This window comes from Nesterenkonia rhizosphaerae, assembly GCF_039544555.1.
Taxonomy (GTDB): Bacteria; Actinomycetota; Actinomycetes; order Actinomycetales; family Micrococcaceae; genus Nesterenkonia; species Nesterenkonia rhizosphaerae.
Genome location: NZ_BAABLW010000007.1, coordinates 1,719,097 through 1,737,703, shown reverse-complemented (window position 1 = coordinate 1,737,703; position 18,607 = coordinate 1,719,097). Strand labels below are relative to the sequence as shown.

Sequence of the window (18,607 nt, the reverse complement as noted above, 5' to 3'; positions counted from 1 at the left end):
GGGGAGAATAGGGACAGGACATACGACGACGGCGTGAGGGAGTCTTCTTCGTGAAGGGCAAAGTCAAGGGCGCAGCAGCTGCGCTGCAGTGGTTCGCCCAGGCCGAGCAGATGCTTGAAGTCCACGCGCCGCAGATCAACAGGCTCAACGTCTTCCCTGTCCCGGATTCAGATACCGGCTCGAATATGCTTGCGACCATTCGGGCCTGCCGGGAAGCCGTGGAAGAAGCCGCCGGTGCCCGCCAAAGCGATGCCGAGGAGGACCTCGGTCGGCTGCTCAGCCTGGCGGGAAGCCGGGCCATGGGGGAGGCCTGCGGAAACTCCGGCACCTTGCTGGCAGTGCTGATCTCTGGTTTCGCTGAACCCCTGCATGGGTCCTCCCGGTTGACGGTAGAAGGCCTCAGCCGTGCCCTAGACCGAGCAAGCCTGCGAGCCTGGTCAGCGTTGTCTGCACCGGTGGACGGCACGATGCTCTCGGTTCTTGATGCGGTGCGCGACGCCGCCCACAACGAAACCGCCGCTGCACAGGAACCTGACTCACGGGCGGCACTGGAGGCCGCCATGCCGCAGTTGGTGGTGGCAGCGCGGGAGGCTCTGGTGCGTACCGAGCAGCAATTGCCAGTGCTGACCCGGGCACAGGTGGTGGACTCCGGCGGGCTGGGCCTGCTGCTGGTGCTGGCCGCACTGGCTGCCACGGTTCGTGGCGAGAACCCCATGCAGTATGTCCAGGATGACCTGCTCACCGGCCTCTCCGGCTGGGCTGCTGCGGGCGAGGAGCCCCGTGCAGGGGCCTCCGGGGCGCCGTCGTCGGTAGAGCCTTCCACCGCAGACGGCAGCCTCTCCGGCGTCGAGATCATGTCCACCGTGCGTCTGGACCCACTGGGCGCAGCCTCGCTTCGCCATCGCTTGGACGAACTGGGCGAGGCTGTGATCATTACGCCCATCGGTGCCGAGGCCGAGGTCGATGGCTCCCTGCGCTGGCGTATCCACGTCCACGCCCAGGACGAGCAAGCCGTACTTGAGGCCATCAGCGCCGCCGGGGCGGTAGAAAGCAGCGCGGTCACCCCGCTGGGTTCGTGATCGCTTGCAGGTGCAGATGACCGCAGTGGGTAATTCATGAGCAGTCTCGCTCCAGACTCTGTCCGCCCGGAGACGCCCCTTGAGCGGCTGCTCGGCGGTCGGACCGCATCCAAGCTGGCCAAGGAGCTCAACCTCACCACGGCCGAGGAACTGCTGCGGCATTTTCCGCGCCGCTACGTTGCCTACGGCCAGCTCTCGGCGTTCGTGGACCTCAACGAGGGCGAACAGGTCACGTTCATGGCCGAAGTGGTGTCCTGTATTAAACGCGATATGCGCAGCCGTCGTGGCTTCATCGTCGATGTGGCGGTCAAAGACGAACAGGGCGGCCTGCTGCGGATGGCCTACTTCTACGGCCACGAGGCGTTCACCAAGCTGCGGCCTGGTGTGGTTGCACTCTTCGCCGGCAAGGTCACCACCTACGCCGGACAACTGACTCTGAATAATCCGGACTTCGAAGTGGTGGTGAAATCCGATGGCGTGACGATCCCGCACGGTGCCGGTGAAGGCAAGGATCGCTTGGAGGTGCCGGTTCCGCTTTATCCGGCCACTGCTGGAGTTTCCAGCTGGAAGATCAAAAGCTGTATGGAGATCGTGCTGAATCAGACTGACTTCAGTCTTTGGCCACAGACGATTCCACCCGCTGTGGCGCAAGCGGAGAATCTGCCCGGCCTCGGTGAAGCCTACGAGCTGGTGCACCGTCCCCAGGAGGATGGAGCGCAGGAGCGTGGATGGCGGCACTTCCGCTTTGCCGAAGCGCTTATTGTGCAGGGGCTGATGGACCGACGTCGTCGTCAGCTAGCGGCTTCCCCTGCACTTCCGGCAGCGCCGAAGCCAGACGGGGTGCTGCAGGCTTTTGACGACCAGCTGCCCTTTGACCTGACCGTTGGACAGCGCCGGTGCGGTGAGATCCTGGCGGCAGATCTCGGGCAGTCTAAGCCCATGAACAGACTTCTGCAGGGCGAGGTGGGCTCTGGTAAGACCTTGGTGGCGCTGCGCGCCATGCTGCAGGTGGTGGATGCCGGGGCGCAGGCCGCGCTAGTAGCCCCCACCGAGGTGCTGGCCATGCAGCATGAACGTTCGCTGCGACGCAGCCTGGGTGCTCTGGCCGCCGAGTTTCCAGGCGACGACGGCGTGCACATCACCCTGCTCACCGGCTCCATGAGTGCCTCAGCGAGGAAACAGGCGTTGCTGGACATCGCCAGCGGACAAGCCGGCATAGTAGTGGGCACCCACGCACTGCTGGGAGAGAAGGTTCAGTTCGCTCAGCTGGGTTTAGCGGTCATTGACGAACAGCACCGTTTTGGTGTGGAACAGCGCAACGCACTGCGCAGCCGTTTTACCCCCACCCCGCACACCCTGGTGATGTCAGCCACCCCCATTCCGCGGTCTGTGGCCATGACTGTCTTCGGCGATCTGGAACTCACCGTCCTTGAAGGTCTTCCCGGCGGGCGCAGCCCGATCGCCACCCATGTGGTGCCGATGATGCGCGGACGCGAGTGGATTCAGCGGGTCTGGGCCCGGATCGCTGAAGAGGCCCGTGCAGGTCATCAGTGCTATGTGGTGTGCCCCAAGATCAGCGCCGAGGAGGAAGGCGCGTCGGTGGAGCTGATGCTGCAGAAACTCCGAGAGATCCCGGTGCTGAGTCAGCTGCGACTCGCCGGCGCCCACGGCCAGCTCCCTGCAGCGGAGCTGGCTGCCACGATGAACGCCTTCGAACGCGGAGACCTCGATGTGCTGGTGTCCACCACCGTGATCGAGGTCGGCGTCGATGTCGCCAACGCCACACTGATGGTCATCCTGGACGCCGATTCCTTCGGAATATCCACCTTGCACCAGCTTCGCGGCCGTATTGGCCGCGGGCACACACAGAAGAACCAGTGCCTGCTGGTGACGCGGCTGCCCGAGGAACACCCTTCCGTGGAACGGCTGCGCGAAGTCGCTGCCACCACCGACGGCATGGCCCTGGCCACACTGGATCTGGCACGCCGGCGTGAAGGCGATATCCTGTCCAGCCTGCAGTCCGGCGGGCGCAGCACGCTGCGTCTGCTGCGCGCAGCCAGGGACGAAGAGCTCATCGTTCAGGCAGGAGAGTGGATCGCCCGGCTCAGCAATGAGGACCCGGACTGGCATAGCCTGCCAGAACTGCGGGATGCTGTGGAAACGTTCCAGGCACGGCACGACGACGCCGAAGACTACATCGACCGCGGTTAGACCCGACCTTCAGGAGAAACACATTGGCACGGATCATCGCAGGCACCCACAAGGGACGCCGCCTCACCCCGGTCCCTACCGACGCCACCCGTCCCACCAGCGACAGGGTCAAAGAGTCGCTGTTCTCCCGACTCGAGGGGTACAACGCCTTCGACGGCGCCGTCGTTGTTGATCTCTACGCCGGTTCCGGGGCACTCGGCTTTGAAGCGCTCAGCCGTGGCGCACGGGCCCTGGAAGCGGTGGACAAGGCAGAATCTGCCTACCGAACTCTGGGACGTAACGCGCAGCTCTTCGAGGGAAAAGTCCAAGTCACCAAAGCCGACGCACTGAGATACCTCAACAACCGCGAGGGCGAGCCCATCGAGCTGCTCTTCCTCGACCCGCCCTATGGGCTCAGCGACGCGGAGCTCAACAAGGTCCTCAGCGCAGCAGTTCCGCAGCTTCATGAGGCAGCCACTGTGGTCGTCGAGCGCGATGCCCGCAGTGGCGAGCCCACCTGGCCAGAAGGTCTCTCACGATTCCACGAGAAGTCTTACGGCTCTACGCACATCTGGCTGGCTGAACCAGCCTGAGCCTGCCGCCCCGGTACGTCAGAACCTGGACGTGTCTGCAGCAGACAGTGCCTTCGGCAATCGCTGCTGCAGACGCTGCGCTGCTTCAGAAATACTGTGCCGGTCTTTGCAGAATGCGAAACGAACCAGGCGGCGCAGTCGGTGGTTCCGCGGAATCTGGTCAGCGATGATCAGCGCGGAGACGGGAATGGCCGCTACTCCCACCTGCGCCGCTAGGAGATCGCAGAAGGCGGCGTCGTCGAGGTCTGTGAGCTCGGAAATATCTGCCAGCAGGAAATACCCCGCACCTGGTGAATTGGGACGCAGCCCTGCCTCATCGAGAGCTGTCGAAAGGTGGTTGCGAGCCTCCGCTAGCTCCGAACGAAGAGCTGAGAGATACCCCTGATCATCACGCAGCCCCTGCGCCACCGCCCACTGGAAGGCTGGGCCGGAGGAGAAACTCAGGAACTGCTTCACACCGCGCACCTGGTTGATCAGGGCCGGTGCGCCCATCACCCAACCGACCTTCCAGCCGGTGACGGAGAATGACTTACCCGCCGAGCTGACAGCTACTGCGATATCGCTGGCACCCGGGATGCTGAGGATGCTGCGGTGCTGCTGCTCCGGGTCAAGGATGAGCTGCTCATAGACCTCATCGCACATGATGCGCGCTCCGTGGCGGTGAGCGAGTTCCACGATCTGCTCCAGCTCCGCGGCAGTGAAGACCGTCCCCGTCGGATTGTGCGGGGTGTTCAGCAGCACTAGAGAGGTGCGGTCGCTGATGGCCGCAGCGAATGCATCCAGGTCGGGACGGAAATCGCCGGCGGTCAGCGGCACTCCTACCAGTTCAGCACCGGCCAAGGCAGCGCACGCCCCGTAGGAGTCGTAGTGCGGCTCAAAGCACAGCACCTGGCTGCCGGCAGTGGCGAAGGCCAAGATCGTCGCGGCAATTCCCTCTGTAGCCCCTGTGGTCGCCATGATGCTGGTATCCGGATCGAGGCTCACTCCCTGGCGCCGGAGCATATCCTCGGCGATTGCTTCACGCAGCACAGGAAGACCCATGCCGGGCGCATACTGATTCGGCGGACCAGTATGGGGCTCGGTGATGGCCGCCGCAGCGGCATCCAACAGCCACTGGGGACCCTCCTGGTCGGGAAACCCTTGGCCGAGGTTCACTGCCTCGTGGGATATCGCTGCGGCGGTGGTGCGCTCGTAGACCGTGGGCAGCACAGCATGACCGGCCTGATCGTAAGTGTTTGCAGCAGCTGCGGCGCGCGCCCAGGGAGAACTCATGGCTCCATCGTAGACTGGCGTATCGTGCGCATCGTCTATATCCATCAGCACTTCAATTTCCCCTGGGAGCCGGGGTGGCAGCGGCCGTGGCAGTTCGCTCGGCGGCTGGCTCGCGCCGGCCACGAAGTCACCGTCATCTGCGGCGGACCGCAGAAGCAGATCCAGGAGCTTGAAGGTGTCCGCGTGCACCGGCTCGCGGTCCCCTACGAGAACGCCATGGCCTTTGGGCAGCGGGTGCGCTCCTTTATCTCCTTCATGACCAGGGCGTGCTTCTATGCTTCCCGGGTCAAGGCCGACGTCGTGTTCTCTTCCTCGACCCCGCTGACCACAGCTGTTCCCGGCATTGTGGCCGCCAAGCTGCGCCGTGCCCCTTTCGTCTTCGAAGTGCGGGATCTGTGGCCGGAAGCTCCGGTGGCCTTGGGCTTCTTGAAGAACCGCACAGCGATCCGCGCAGCGCAGCGGCTGGAGAAGATCGCCTATCGATCCGCCGCCCACGTGATCGCGCTGTCCCCAGGGATGGAGGAAGGCATCAAACGAGTCTGGCCTAAGGCCCGGACAACAGTGGTGCCTAATGCTTCAGATGTCGAGAACTTCGCCGCCGCCCGGCAGAACCGTGACGCTGTGCGCGCCGAACTCGGCTGGTCAGAGGATGAGACGGTGCTCTTCTATGCCGGAAGCTTCGGCGTGACCTATGACGTGCCGTGGCTGGTGCGCCTGGCCGGGGAGCTTGCCGCCAGGAGCAGCACATTCCGCGTGGTGGCTTACGGAGAGGGAGCTGACACGGAGAACTGCCGCCGGATCGCCACCGAGTACGGACTGCCTCCGCTGGAGGTACTCCCCGGGAAGATCCCGCGCACCGAGATCGAGCGGATGCTTCCAGCCGCAGACTTTGCCGTCTCGACCCTGGTCGACAACCCCGCGCTGGAGGTCAACTCCTTGAACAAGGTCTTTGACGCGCTGGCCGCCGCCCGGCCCGTACTCTTCAATCACAACGGCTGGCTTCCTGATGTCCTGGACGCCCACGGGGCCGGATTCCGACTGAGTCGGGATCCCGCTGAAGCAGCTGTGGACCTGATTCAGCGTCTTGAAGTAGGCACCGTTGACCGTGAGGGGGCCTCCCGCGCTGCGCTGGAGCTGGCCCGCACACAGTTTGACCGCGACCTGCTCTTCAATCGTTTTCTGGAGGTTCTGGAGGCAGCCGCGGCGGGTGTGAAGTAGGTTTGAGCCATGCACTCAGCAGTATGCCCCGGCTCATTCGACCCGCTGCACAACGGACACGTGGAGATCATTGCCCGCGCCGCCAACCTCTTTGATGAGGTGATCGTGGCGGTCTCAGCCAATATCCATAAGACCCCACTGTTCACCCTCGAGCAGCGCATCGAGATGGCCCAGGAGACGTTCTCTGCACTGCGCGGAGTCACGGTCAAACCGCTGCCAGCCGGTGTGCTGCTGACCGAATTCTGCAAGGACGTCGGTGCCAGCGCCGTGGTCAAAGGACTGCGCGGCACCCATGACCTGCCCTACGAAGCGTCCATGGCGACAATGAACCGGCATCTGACGGGACTGGAGACCATTTTCCTGGCCGGCGACGGGCGCTATGCGCATCTGTCCTCCACCCTGGTGAAAGAGGTCCACACTCTCGGCGGTGACATTGCAGAGTTCGTCCCGCACGCAGTGCACCGCCGGCTGAGCGACGCCTCCTAAAGAGTTCAGACTTCTTCCAGATCAAAAACGGTAAGGTGTGCCCATGAGCAATGCGACCCCCATTCGAAAAGCTGTGATCCCGGCTGCTGGCCTGGGCACACGCTTCCTTCCTGCCACTAAGGCGATGCCTAAAGAGATGCTGCCGGTGGTGGATGAGCCTGCTATCCAGTACGTGGTGGCTGAGGCTTCCAAAGCTGGTCTTGATGACATTTTGATGATCACCGGGCGTAATAAGCGCGCCATGGAGGATCATTTCGACCGGGCCCCGAACCTGGAAGCCACTCTGGAGGCTAAGGGCGATACCAAGAAGCTCGAAGCGGTCCGGCATGCCACCCAGCTTGGGGATATCCACTATGTGCGCCAGGGTGAGGCTAAAGGTCTTGGTCATGCGGTGCTCTGCGGGAAGCAGCACGTCGGTGATGAGCCCTTCGCGGTGCTCTTAGGCGATGATCTGATTGATCCCCGTGATGAGCTTCTGACCACGATGATGGAAACCCAGCAGCAGTTGGGTGGTTCGGTGATCGCGGTGATGGAGGTTCCTGAGGAGAACGTCTCTTCCTATGGCGTGGTTGATGCCGGGGGAGCGGATCAGGAAGAGGGCGCGCAGGTGGTGCCGGTGCAGGCTTTGGTGGAGAAGCCTGCGGTTGAGGATGCGCCGTCGAACCTGGCCATTATTGGTCGGTATGTGCTGCATCCGGCGATCTTTGCTCAGTTGGAGCAGACTCCTCCGGGTAAGGGTAATGAGATTCAGCTGACTGACGCTCTGCAGGCTATGGCTGGCAAGCCGGTGGAAGAGGGCGGCGGGGTGCACGCAGTGATTTTCCGTGGTCGTCGGTATGACACCGGGGATAAGCTCAGCTATATCAAGGCTGTGGTGACTCTGGCGGTGGATCGTGAGGATCTGGGTCCGGATCTGCGGGCATGGCTCAAGGAATTCGCGGGCCAGCTCTAAGCCGTGGTAGGCTGGTCTGCTGTGAAACATCCCCAGAGCACCGGCCAGACCGGGCCTCTGCAGGTGGACGTCAAACAGCTTAAGGATCACCCCGGCGCGCAGGAAATACTGTCACGGGACGTACCAGCACCGGTGGGCTTTTCCACTGTGCTGGTGGGTATCCCGGAAGGCAGCAACCTCGCGGTGGATCTTCGGATCGAGTCCGTGCATGAGGGAGTGCTGATGACCGGCACCGCCTCGGCGGAGGTAGTGGGCGAATGCGGCCGCTGCCTGGACCCCATCAGCTACCCGCTGACGGTCGATGTGATGCAGCTGTTCAGCTGGGCCGATAAAGCCCAGGGGACGGATACCGGCGAGGACGAAGAGAACCGGGCAGTCGGCGAAGACCTGATGGTCGACGTCGAACCTGTCCTCCGCGACCTGATGGTCTCGGCTCTTCCGTTCCAGCCGGTCTGCCGGGATGACTGCCCAGGGCTCTGCTCAGAGTGCGGATTCCGCATGGAGGAGGACCCAGAGCATGAGCACGAGCAGGTCGATCCCCGCTGGGCTGCACTGCAGGGCCTGAAGAACCAACTGAATGACGGCGACGACGAGGCCTAAGCCTCGCCGACCGCCTACACTTGATCCCCTAGACACTGTCCGTCAACGAGAGAGAAGAGAGACACCGTGGCTGTTCCGAAGCGGAAGAAGTCCCGTGCCAACACCCGTCACCGCCGCTCCCAGTGGAAGGCAGAAGTGCCTACCCTGGTGAAGACTGTGGAGAACGGCCGTGTCGTCTACAGCCGTCCTCACCAGGCCAAGCTGGTGACCGACTCTGCCGATACCCCCCTGTTCTACGAGTACAAGGGCCGCAAAGTCGCTGACGCCTGATCTGCGGACCCGGTAGGAGTTGGCAGACACGAATGAGCTTCTGAAGAGTCTCGGGGTCCATATTGACCCCGGGACTCTTCGTCTTGCCCTCACGCACCGATCCTTCGCCTATGAGAACGAAGGGCTGCCCACCAACGAGCGCCTGGAGTTCCTCGGCGATTCGGTCCTTGGCCTGGCGGTCACTGATTTTCTGTATCGCGCCTTCGAAGACCTGCCCGAAGGGGATCTGGCCAAGCTGCGCGCAGCCCTGGTCTCCACTCGGGCTCTGGCCCGGATCGCTCGCAGCTTAGGCGTTGGTCCGCATATTCGGCTGGGGGAAGGGGAGATGCGCACTAAAGGTGCTGAGAAGGATTCCATCCTTGCCGACACCATGGAAGCGCTGATTGGTGCTGCCTATCTCTCCACCAATATCGAAACCGCCCGGCAGCTGGTCCTGCGGCTGGTGACTCCACTGCTGCAGGACAAAGAAGCGATGACAGCAGGCAAGGACTGGAAGACCACCGTCCAGGAACTGGCCGCTGAGCGCGGGCTGGGTGATATCAAGTACCTGATTGAGGATTTCGGGCCTGATCACAATAAGTCCTTTACCGCCACTTTGGTGATCGGCGGTGTGTCCTATGGCAATGGGGCGGGCCCATCGAAGAAGGAAGCCGAAAGAGAAGCAGCACGCGTGACAGTGGAGCAACTCACTTCCGGCGAAGGCCAGGCCGATATTCTCACCCTGGTGCTGGGCCGTTTCGAGGCCGCGCCGTCGTTATCAGGACAGGGAGAGGTCAGTGGCTGAACGACCACCGCAGCAGCCCGGCCCACAGCCGCACCGGCCGCGTCGCGCACGCGGCGGAGTCGTTCCGGAACCAGCGGCGGGTAAGGCGGGCAAGGGCAGTACACAGGCCGCTGCCAGCGAGAAGAAACCACGACGCCGCACTAAGATCATCGCTATTGTCCTGGGCGTGATAGCTGTGCTGGTCATCGCCGCCGTTGTCATCGCCGGACTCTATCTGCGCCAGCTGCAGACCACCTTCGATGACAACCGCAATGTCATTGAAGAGCTTGATCTTGCCGATGACAGCGCATACCGGACCTCAGATGACACCATCAATATGCTGCTGCTGGGAAGCGACTCCCGTGGTGATGATGAGGAAGACTACCGCGCCAGGACCGGAGAAGGCGGAGCGCGCTCGGATGTGATGATGTTCGTGCACATTCCGGCGGATCGATCCGGGGTCTATGTCATGTCCATCATGCGCGATCTGTGGGTCGAGGTGCCCGGGCATGGATACGGCAGGGTGAACTCTGCGCTGGGAGCCGGCGGATATGAGCTCGTGGTGGATATGGTCGAGGAAATGCTCTATACCCATATCGACCATGTCGCGGTCATCGACTTCGAAGGATTCTCAGATCTGACCACGGCACTGGGCGGAGTCTACGTGGACAATCCTCAGGCATTCTCCGGCCGCGAGCATGATCCGGTTTTCTTCCCAGAGGGGGAGATTCGTCTCGAGGGCGAGGAAGCGCTGTGGTACGTCCGCGAGCGCAAGTCTTTCCCCATCGGTGACTATATGCGCGTGCAGAACCAGCAGCGTGTGGTCAAAGCCATCGTGCAGCGTTTTCTCTCCGGAGATACGCTGACCAATCCGCAGCGGGTGATGAATGTGGTGGAGTCCATTGTCCCGTTCATGGAGGTGGATTCGGCACTGAATGCGGAGACAGTGGCCGGCTACGCCATGGAAATGCGCAACCTGCGGGCCAATGACATCCACATGTTCACCATGCCCACTGGCGAGCCCGCCGTGACTACCGGCGGGGCACAGGTGATCCTTCCGGATGAAGACATGATGCAGCTGCTGCAGACCTCCCTGAAGAATGAGAATATGCAAGGCTTCCTGGAGTATCTGGAGTTGTCCGAGGAAGGCGGTTCTTCGGCGTTCACGGGTGAGGCTGAAAGCTACACCCAACTGCCCGATGAGCCAGTAGGCCAGCTGATAGGGAAGATCGCGGGGGGAAGCCGCAATGCCCAATAAACCGGGCTCCAGCCAGATCACTGTAGAGGGCACGTGGATCCTGGTGTGCACATATCAGCGCAACGAGCTGTTGGCTCAGTTGCTGGACTCACTTGCTGCCGTACGTCTGCCGGCCGATTCCTCCTTGACCGCGCCGCAGGTCATCATCGTGGACAACGCGCCTGAGCCCGCCGCGGCACAGACCGTAGCCGAGCATCTGCCCAGCGCGGTGTACCTGCATCAGCCGGTGCCGGGAATCTCTTCGGCCCGTAACGCGTCGTTGGACGCGGTGCCGCAGGACGCGCAGGCGGTGATATTCATCGACGACGACGAATACGTTCCCGCCCACTGGCTGAGCGCCATGATCGACACCGCCAATGCCACCGGGGCTGATGCCGTGACGGGCCCAGTCCTTCCGGTGTTTGAAGAGGGCGAACCAGAATGGCTTGCCAACTACGGTTTTGTCCGCAAGTTGGAGCATCCGGAAGGTCCGTATCCGCGCAGGCCAGCCACCCACAACTCCCTGGTGCGTTTCGAGTGGTTTGCCGAACGCGGGATGCGTTTCGACGAGATGTTCAACTTCACCGGGGGAGAGGATTCCGATCTCTTCGAGCGGATGCAGCGTGCCGGGGCGAAGTACTGGTGGACCAAAGATGTTCTCATCTACGAGACCATTCCAGCAGACCGCTCCACTCAGGCGTGGCTGCACCAGCGAGCCTCACGCGGCGGATACGTGCGCACACTGAAGATCCGCCGTCGTCTTCCAGGTCCAGTTGTGCCGCTGCGGATCGCAGGAGAAGGCGTCCTGCGGCTGGGATACAGCGCCGCTCGGGTCTCTGCCAAGAAGCTGAGGCGCAAACCAGTGACCTTCAAAGACCATTACTACTGGCATGAAGGTCTGGGGATGATCACCGCTCTGGCTGGTCGCCGCCGGATCGAATACGCGCGGCAAGACGCTCAGCCCGAGTGAGCGCCCCCTCAGTCAGCTGCCGGGCCTGTCCGGCTGCGGCTGAGCCACGCAGCTTCGCCTGCGCAGCCCATGGGCGCAAGCCCTCAAGGGAAGGCAACCCGGGCTTACGGAAGAACCACATGCTCTGCGGATACTGCCATCGGTGCGCCCGTGGGTCGGAGAGATAGCAGCAAGCAATTTCCCATAGCAGGGAACGAACCTCCTGACGGTGCTCGGGCTGCACACGAGAGAACTGCCGCAGGTACCAGGTGACGAAGAACTTCTCGAAGCGAGTCTCCAGATAGTCCTCGAGCAGGCCCTCCTGCTGCAGCCACTTCACCTGGGCCTTCTCCAGGGTGAGACATTTGTGGAAGTACCCTGGGCCCACTGCATTAACCATGGATCCCGCCACATCGGCGTAATAGATGTAGACGGGCTCATCACGCAGTAGACAGACCTCTGCGGCTTGGAGAACCTGCAAGAAGAACAGGGTGTCCTGGCCGGCTGCGCCTTCCACCTGCCGCAGTTTTTGTTCCTTAAGCCACTGAGTGCGCACCACCATTGCTTCGATGGAGGTGGGACGGAATCCGGTTCGGCGCAGCGCATTCTTGCTGAGCCGGATCAGGCCCTCGGCATCGGCGAGCTTGCCATAGTGCGGTCTATTCGGCAGCAGCCGCTGCTGACCATTGCGGTCGGTGATCTCGTCTCCCAGGGCGAACTGAGCGCGCGGCTCCGCCTCAAGATCCTCCACGAGCTTCCAGTACCCGTCGTCGAGCATTTCGTCATCGGGATCCAGGTACGTGAGGTAGTCAGTGAAGGCGAGTTCCACCCCGGTATTGCGCGGTCGGGACGCTGAACCCGACCCGCCCTCGGCATGGAAGAATGCCGTCACATTAGGATGAGCTGCCGCGAGCTCTGCCACCGCTTCCCGAGTGGCGGTATAGGTGGAGCCGTCGTCTATAAGCAGGATGTGCATCTGAGCGAAGTAGGCGGAGTTCACCAGCGATGGGAAGGCCCTGGTACGCAGAAGCTCACCGTTATTGAAGACTGGGATGATCACGGCAAGCCGAAGGCGGTGGTTGCGGGCTGCGTCTCGCGCTTCGGCAGTGACCGTTCTAAGATCCGATGCTCCCACAGGCTCTCCTTCGGCGGTGCAGATACAGAAAAACCCCTGTCCGTTGCGTAGAACGTCAGGGGTTTTCCTTCAGCGAGGGGGTGACGGGAATCGAACCCGCGTAGCCAGCTTGGAAGGCTGGGGCTTTACCATTAAGCTACACCCCCGGCAGGCGCCCTTTGAGCGCCTGTTTACTTTAGCAAGCTCAGCGCCACTGTGCCAAAACCGCCACGCCGTTCGCTGAAGTGAACAATGTGTAGTGGGTCAGCCCCGCGGGTGCAGGATCATATTTGTCATCCGCGCCGTGGACAGCCGTCGTCCCTGGTCATCGCGCATGACAATCTCATGGCTGGCCAGCTGCTTACCCAGGTTCAGTGGGATGCAGGTGGCCCAGACCAGCCCCTCGGTGGCGCCGCGATGATGGGTGGCACCAAGTTCTGTCCCCACTACCGGATACTCGAGCCCCAGATTCACCCGGGCGTGCAGGATGGTGGCCACAGAGCCTAGGGTCTCGGCTAGGGCCAGATGGGCGCCGCCGTGCAGCAGGCCAACATTCTGCTCATTTCCGGCCACCGGGATAGTTGCCACCACTTTATCCGGGTGCATTTCGCGGTAGACCAGCCCGAGTTTCGCCCCCAGGGGCGTGATGCCATGAGGGCCCATCCATTCGTGGTACTCCGCCGGTATTCCGGCTGCTTCCAGGCGAGCAAGGCGCTCATCTTCGTCCGGGAATGGCGTGGGGACGCCCGGGAAAGGGAGTCCGGGGCGGTAAGTAGTGTCCAGGGAAGAATCATCGGTCATGCAGATAACTTTATCGGCCTATCCGTGTGGGGTGATGGGGGCTCAAGTGTCTCGTGATTCTGAATGGCGCAGTGGCTGGAGCAGCAATGAGGTCCGATGGGACAGGTGAGACGTCCAGTCAAGGCTTCTTCGCTGGGGATCACGTCATGCCGTATGCCCCGTGCGCATCACAAGAATGCTCAAGATATCTCGACAGGCATTAAAGAGCATGAAATAGTAGAACATAGATTCGATGGATGGACAGGTGCACACAGGTATAAAGCCCAGGTATAAGGCCAGGCCGTGAGGCCGGCACAGGGACAGGGGTGATCACCATGGCAGCTTCCACCACCAGCGTCCCTCCTATGCCTGAGCACCTGAGAGCCCTCGCTGGGGAGCCGGAGTTTGCTGTGGCGTGGAAGCAGCGAGTCATAGCCCGGAAAGCCGAAGCCGCGACCATCACCTCATTGGTGGAGTATCGCGAGCGCGTCATCGCCGCCTATGCCCAGGAACCTCTGCTCCTCCGCTCTGAGGCTGAGAGGTCAGCGGCTCATGATGCTGCGAGATTCTTCGGGGTCAGTGACCGTACTGCCACCAGCATTCTGAACACTGCCCAGGATGCCCGCCACTTGCTGCCCCGTACATGGAGGACATTCTGTGAGGGTCTTGTTGACCTGCCCAGGGTGCGGAAAACCATCGACGCCGCCACCACCAGTGATCTCCCCGCACACCTGCTGCAACAACTTGATCAGGCCGCGGCAGAACAAGCCCAACGTCGTAGACTCTCGGAGTTTCATCACTGGCTCACCCGCTACATCGCCTCACTAGACCCAGAGCGTTACCCCCGAGCTTGTGAGAAGGAAACCCAAGCCCGGTTTGTGCGGTTTCAGCACCTGTCTCACGGGATGAGCTACCTCCAGGCCTATATCCCCACCCTGGAAGCGGCAGCGATTGAGAAGCGCCTCAAAGCCGCAGCCCGGGGTATGGACCAGCGCAGCGCTCGCCAACCCAGCGCAGACGAGCCCACCACGAACGCGAACGCCAGGTGCTCCACTGCCACCACCCCAAGAGCGGCTGAAGGCCAGACTAGTGACGACCGGAACAGTGACCCACGGACCCTGGCTCAGCGGGAAGCAGACCTCCTCGCCGCATGGCTTCGCGATGGACGCGTCTATGACGCTGCGGTTGATGCCAAGATCATGATCATGATCCCGGAGGCCACCCTCACCGGTGACAGTGATGAGCCGGCGATGGACTGCGGACCGGTCATGGATGATCCCCGCCCACCAAGCACGCCACCTCGCCGCAGATCCCGAGGCCCAGCATCACTGGTACCAGGGCAGCACACGACGGGATGACCGCAACGCTGAGCACGACTTACTGAGTGCTCGGTATATCGGCCGGTACCCGCCAACCCGGCTACGAGACGCGCTGATCTTCCGGGACGGGACCTGCCAAGCAGAGGGATGCGCCATCAGTGCTGAGCGCTGCGACATCGACCATCAAACGCCCTGGGAACAGGCTGGAGGAACCACCGCCAGCAACCTCTGGGCGTTATGCAGGCGACATCACCGGATGAAATCCCACGGCTTTCTCCGCCCACCGGATGGCAGTCCACCCGACCAGGGGCCGCCCCATCACAGTCCGCCGGCCAGCCCTGGCGCACCGCCCTCAGACTGGCAGTCGACCGGGGAATGTACACACAGCCTCGATCGCCTCTAGCTGAGCACTGGTGTCGAGTGATCTAGCGATCCTGGCCTGCTGCTTTTACGCCGACGCTCAGGTCAAGGGGAGAATCAGGATCAGAAAACCTGGGCACGGAGGTTGATTCGCGGATTTCGAGGCTGGGTTCCAGCATGATGTGCTTATCCTCAGTCTCGCCGGCCCAGCGGTTCCGTAGCAGCTCGATGGCGGCCTGGCCCATCTCATGCCGCGGCTGTCCCACGCTGGTGAGCCGCGGACGAATCATGTCGCACTGGCGAGTGCTGTCGTAACCAACCACGCTGAGGTCCTCAGGTACCCGCAGGCCGGCATCCAGTGCGGCCCCGATGAGGTCGATGGCGATCCCGTCAGTTTCAGCAAAGACCGCTGTAGGGGAGTTCTTCTCATGCAGTACGGAGAAGAGTATGTAGCGGATTGCAGGTTTGAGCAGTTCGGGTGTTCCGCCCTCTACCTGGGCGTGGAGTTCCAGGCCCGCCTCGCGCATCTGCGCCACAAAGCCGTCCCGACGTAGCAATCCCTTCGAGAGGTGGGCGATGCGGCTATGGCCCTGGTGGAGCAGATGTTGAACAGCGATCTTGGCGCCCTGGAAATCATCGTTGCTGACAATGTCCACCCCGCGTACCGGGCGACCCATTCGCCCGATCACAACTACCGGCATTCGTTCGGCGCAGCTTCTCAGCGCAGTGTCGGTGACAGCTGTCCCGAAAACCACAAGGCCGTGCAGCGGCTGTTGGGCAAGCTTCTCGAATTCGGCACGAATAGTCTCATCATCGCCGCGGCCATCGGCGACTACCAGTCGAATATCGTGCTCATCGGTGACCTGCTGAATGCCAGCAACCACGTCATGGGAGAACACGCTGACAATGTCTCGGAGCAGAACCCCCACTGTCTTGCGATCATGCTGGGGGCCGCGTCCGGCGGAAATATAGCCGAGTTCTTCAGCTGCAGCGAGAATCTGTGTCCGGGTACGCGCAGAGACACCAGGTTGGCCTCGAAGGGCGAGCGAAGCGGCAGTCACCGAGACTTCGGCTCGTGCGGCAATATCCTTCAAAGTAGCGCGTGGCTGAGTGGTATCTGGCACACGCGCCATCGTAGTGACTTGCGGGTAATCACGGCCTTCAGATCAGTGAATTATTGGGATCGTTCACACACTGTTCACTTTCCCGCTACCCGGGAACTTAAATCACCCCCTACTCTCGGCCGGAAATTCACCGATGGTTCCACACATCGCCACGGATCAGTCATGGACCTTCCATAGATTCATTTGTGGCCGCAGGTGGTGCCGGACATTAACGATGAATGGACCGCTGCCGAAGGGGCCGTCCAGTTCGTTAAAGCCAAAGATCTATTGGGACGAGGGGCAACACATGATGAGGAAGACCATGACACCGCCGGCGCTGCTAGTGGCGGCAGCGCTGGGGCTGACCGCTTGCGGCGGCGATAACCCGGGTGAAGCCGCCGAAGCGGGGGAGGTCAATACAAACGAGTCCATCGAGTCTCTCGAGGACGTTAACGAGGCGCCGACACTGACTGAACTGGTCAGCGCTGGTGAGCTCCCGGAACTCGCCGAGCGACTTCCCGTGGCTGAAGACATCATGGTGGAGCCTGTCCTCGAGCAGATCGGTGAGCACGGCGGCACCTGGAACATGCCATGGAACGGCATCGATTCCCCGTGGGGCATCGGAAAAATCACTGAAGAGGCACTGTTCCGCTTCGCCGCCGATGGTGACGGCGTGGAGCCCAACGTTGCCAAGGGCTACGAGGTCAACGATGACTACACTGAGTTCACCATCTTCCTTCGTGAGGGCATGAAATGGTCCGACGGCGAGCCCTTCACCGCCCGTGACGTGATCTTCTGGTGGGAACATGTCATGAAGCCAGAGATTTTCCAGCGCGGAGTCTATGACGCTTTCTACTCCACTGATCCAGAGACCGGCGAACGCGCCCAGGCTGTGATCGAGCAGGTTGATGACCACACCTTCACCGTTTCCTTCGAACACCCGCGTGTGCTCTTCCTGGAGCGTCTGGCCATCGATGCCAAGTGGATGTTTGCCCCGGCTCACTATCTGGAGAACATCCTGGATGAGTTCGTCGGCGAAGAAGAAGCTATGCGCATCGCCAGCGAGCACGGTTTCGCTGACCTTGAGGGCTGGTATGAGCACATCACGTACTACTTCTGGATCTGGCCCGACCGCCCATCGCTTCGTGCATGGGTAGCCACAGAAGAGCCGCGCTCCAATAACGTCACCTGGGAGCGCAACCCCTACTACTGGAAGACCGACGCCGAGGGTAACCAGCTGCCCTACATTGATCAGGTCGTACTGGAGTCAGTCCAGGATGATAGCCACGTGCTTCTGGAGACTATGAGCGGTCACTTCGACATCTCCCAGTTCGGCTTCGGCAACTTCACCGAACTGGCGGAGAACCAGGAGCAGGGCGACTACCGCATTCTCCAGTGGGAGGGCGTGAACTGGGCCAGCGACAGCCTGATGTTGAACCAGACTGTTCAGGATGACCAACTGCGCGAACTCTTCCAGGATGCACGGTTCCGTGAAGCACTCTCGGTAGCCGTCGACCGCGAAGAGCTCTCCGAGATCCTGACGCTTGGTCTGGGCGCACCGCAGCAGGCTTCCATCAACCAGGCGCTGCCCTTCCACCAGGAAGGTTGGGCTGAGCAGTGGGCCGAGTACGACGTTGAGCGGGCCGGTGAGCTCCTTGACGAGCTGGGTCTGGAGTACGACGGCGACTACCGGACTTTGCCTGATGGTTCGGAGCTGCGGCTAGAGATTCTCCAGGAGTCCGACGACGCTCAGGCCGGTGACTTTGAGGAGCTCCTCCAGCACTACTTCGAGGCTGTGGGTATCCGTACCGATGTGCGCCTCGTTGACCGCGGCACCTTGGACCAGACCCTGTTGGACAACGAGCATGTGGCCACCACCGCATTCGGCCCAGGCGGTATCTCTCCCTACCTGCGCCCTGACACTGTGGTGCCGGTGCGCGATATTGCCGCAGGCAACACTTGGTTCGGTGAGTTCGGATGCATGTACGAACAGGTCTGTGAACCCAGCGGTGATTACGAGGTCCCCGAAGCAATCGAGCAGATGTGGGACCTGTGGGCCGAGGTCTCATCAGCTACCGATACTGAAGCTATCGAAGATGCTGCTGAGCAGATCGTGAAGCTGCACCAGGACAACCAGTGGGTCCTGGGCTATACCGGTCCGGTGCCGATGCTGATCGCTGTCAGCAATGACATTGTCAACGTCCCCGACGGGGTCACCTTTGCTGACGAGTTCCGCGACCTGGGCCATGGACGCCCGGCGCAGTTCTCCTTCGTCGGCCTTGAGGACTAAATCGGGGATCTCACCCTGAGCTGAGTCTTCCT

At 61.9% G+C, this 18,607-nt stretch carries 18 protein-coding genes and 1 tRNA gene; 14 read left to right on the top strand and 5 right to left on the bottom strand.

Translation table 11 applies throughout. The annotated features are described in order from the left end of the window. Positions 1–50: 50 nt before the first annotated feature. From ABEA23_RS13820 to rsmD, 3 genes are read left to right on the top strand one after another with little or no spacing between them, the layout of a single operon-like run. On the top strand, positions 51–1,079 hold the full coding sequence (locus ABEA23_RS13820; RefSeq protein WP_345478562.1) for a DAK2 domain-containing protein: 1,029 nt from the start codon (positions 51–53) through the stop codon (positions 1,077–1,079). 36 nt (positions 1,080–1,115) lie between these two features. Then, positions 1,116–3,290, top strand: a complete 2,175-nt coding sequence (locus ABEA23_RS13815) for an ATP-dependent DNA helicase RecG (protein WP_345478561.1) — start codon at positions 1,116–1,118, stop codon at positions 3,288–3,290. A 23-nt stretch (positions 3,291–3,313) separates the two neighbouring features. After that, positions 3,314–3,862, top strand: a complete 549-nt coding sequence (gene rsmD / locus ABEA23_RS13810) for a 16S rRNA (guanine(966)-N(2))-methyltransferase RsmD (protein ID WP_044494589.1) — start codon at positions 3,314–3,316, stop codon at positions 3,860–3,862. Positions 3,863–3,880: 18 nt separating this feature from the next. On the opposite strand, the gene ABEA23_RS13805 is transcribed toward rsmD, so the two are convergent. After that, on the bottom strand, positions 3,881–5,134 hold the full coding sequence (locus ABEA23_RS13805; RefSeq protein ID WP_345478560.1) for an aminotransferase class I/II-fold pyridoxal phosphate-dependent enzyme: 1,254 nt from the start codon (positions 5,132–5,134) through the stop codon (positions 3,881–3,883). 24 nt (positions 5,135–5,158) lie between these two features. On the opposite strand from ABEA23_RS13805, the gene ABEA23_RS13800 reads away from it, so the two are divergent. The 8 genes from ABEA23_RS13800 (at position 5,159) to ABEA23_RS13765 (ending at position 11,630) form a co-directional block, all read left to right on the top strand. Continuing rightward, positions 5,159–6,352 carry a glycosyltransferase family 4 protein gene (locus ABEA23_RS13800; RefSeq protein ID WP_345478559.1) on the top strand — a complete coding sequence of 398 codons (1,194 nt, stop codon included), beginning with the start codon at positions 5,159–5,161 and terminating at the stop codon, positions 6,350–6,352. Between the two features lie 9 nt (positions 6,353–6,361). Continuing rightward, entirely contained in the window at positions 6,362–6,838 is a 477-nt protein-coding gene (gene coaD, locus ABEA23_RS13795; protein ID WP_345478558.1) for a pantetheine-phosphate adenylyltransferase, read from the top strand. Positions 6,839–6,881: 43 nt separating this feature from the next. Continuing rightward, on the top strand, positions 6,882–7,790 hold the full coding sequence (gene galU / locus ABEA23_RS13790; RefSeq protein ID WP_345478557.1) for a UTP--glucose-1-phosphate uridylyltransferase GalU: 909 nt from the start codon (positions 6,882–6,884) through the stop codon (positions 7,788–7,790). Positions 7,791–7,811: 21 nt separating this feature from the next. Beyond that, on the top strand, positions 7,812–8,390 hold the full coding sequence (locus tag ABEA23_RS13785) for a YceD family protein (RefSeq protein WP_345478556.1): 579 nt from the start codon (positions 7,812–7,814) through the stop codon (positions 8,388–8,390). Between the two features lie 66 nt (positions 8,391–8,456). After that, positions 8,457–8,660, top strand: a complete 204-nt coding sequence (gene rpmF / locus ABEA23_RS13780; protein ID WP_044494594.1) for a 50S ribosomal protein L32 — start codon at positions 8,457–8,459, stop codon at positions 8,658–8,660. A gap of 19 nt (positions 8,661–8,679) precedes the next feature. Beyond that, on the top strand, positions 8,680–9,444 hold the full coding sequence (gene rnc, locus ABEA23_RS13775; protein WP_345478555.1) for a ribonuclease III: 765 nt from the start codon (positions 8,680–8,682) through the stop codon (positions 9,442–9,444). After that, positions 9,437–10,681, top strand: coding sequence for an LCP family protein (locus tag ABEA23_RS13770; protein ID WP_345478554.1), 1,245 nt, complete (start codon positions 9,437–9,439; stop codon positions 10,679–10,681). Before rnc ends, ABEA23_RS13770 begins: the two co-directional genes overlap by 8 nt. Continuing rightward, positions 10,671–11,630, top strand: coding sequence for a glycosyltransferase family 2 protein (locus ABEA23_RS13765; RefSeq protein ID WP_345478553.1), 960 nt, complete (start codon positions 10,671–10,673; stop codon positions 11,628–11,630). The genes ABEA23_RS13770 and ABEA23_RS13765 overlap by 11 nt, the downstream gene beginning before the upstream one ends. On the opposite strand, the gene ABEA23_RS13760 is transcribed toward ABEA23_RS13765, so the two are convergent. The 3 genes from ABEA23_RS13760 to ABEA23_RS13750 form a co-directional block, all read right to left on the bottom strand. Further along, positions 11,569–12,744 carry a glycosyltransferase family 2 protein gene (locus ABEA23_RS13760; RefSeq protein WP_345478552.1) on the bottom strand — a complete coding sequence of 392 codons (1,176 nt, stop codon included), beginning with the start codon at positions 12,742–12,744 and terminating at the stop codon, positions 11,569–11,571. The genes ABEA23_RS13765 and ABEA23_RS13760 overlap by 62 nt on opposite strands. A gap of 75 nt (positions 12,745–12,819) precedes the next feature. After that, positions 12,820–12,890 (bottom strand) — tRNA-Gly (locus tag ABEA23_RS13755). 97 nt (positions 12,891–12,987) lie between these two features. Beyond that, complete coding sequence (locus ABEA23_RS13750) at positions 12,988–13,524, bottom strand: hotdog fold thioesterase (protein WP_260072214.1); 537 nt, start codon at positions 13,522–13,524, stop codon at positions 12,988–12,990. Positions 13,525–13,868: 344 nt separating this feature from the next. Between ABEA23_RS13750 and ABEA23_RS13745 the strand changes: the two genes are divergently transcribed. Both ABEA23_RS13745 and ABEA23_RS14290 read left to right on the top strand, forming a co-directional pair. Then, positions 13,869–14,861 (top strand): DUF222 domain-containing protein, encoded by a 993-nt coding sequence (locus ABEA23_RS13745; protein ID WP_345478551.1) that lies wholly within the window; start codon positions 13,869–13,871, stop codon positions 14,859–14,861. Then, entirely contained in the window at positions 14,743–15,225 is a 483-nt protein-coding gene (locus ABEA23_RS14290; RefSeq protein WP_425577194.1) for an HNH endonuclease signature motif containing protein, read from the top strand. The genes ABEA23_RS13745 and ABEA23_RS14290 overlap by 119 nt, the downstream gene beginning before the upstream one ends. A gap of 22 nt (positions 15,226–15,247) precedes the next feature. On the opposite strand, the gene ABEA23_RS13740 is transcribed toward ABEA23_RS14290, so the two are convergent. Continuing rightward, positions 15,248–16,306, bottom strand: a complete 1,059-nt coding sequence (locus ABEA23_RS13740; RefSeq protein ID WP_345478550.1) for a LacI family DNA-binding transcriptional regulator — start codon at positions 16,304–16,306, stop codon at positions 15,248–15,250. Positions 16,307–16,592: 286 nt separating this feature from the next. Between ABEA23_RS13740 and ABEA23_RS13735 the strand changes: the two genes are divergently transcribed. Continuing rightward, positions 16,593–18,575 carry an ABC transporter substrate-binding protein gene (locus tag ABEA23_RS13735; protein WP_345478549.1) on the top strand — a complete coding sequence of 661 codons (1,983 nt, stop codon included), beginning with the start codon at positions 16,593–16,595 and terminating at the stop codon, positions 18,573–18,575. Positions 18,576–18,607 lie beyond the last annotated feature (32 nt).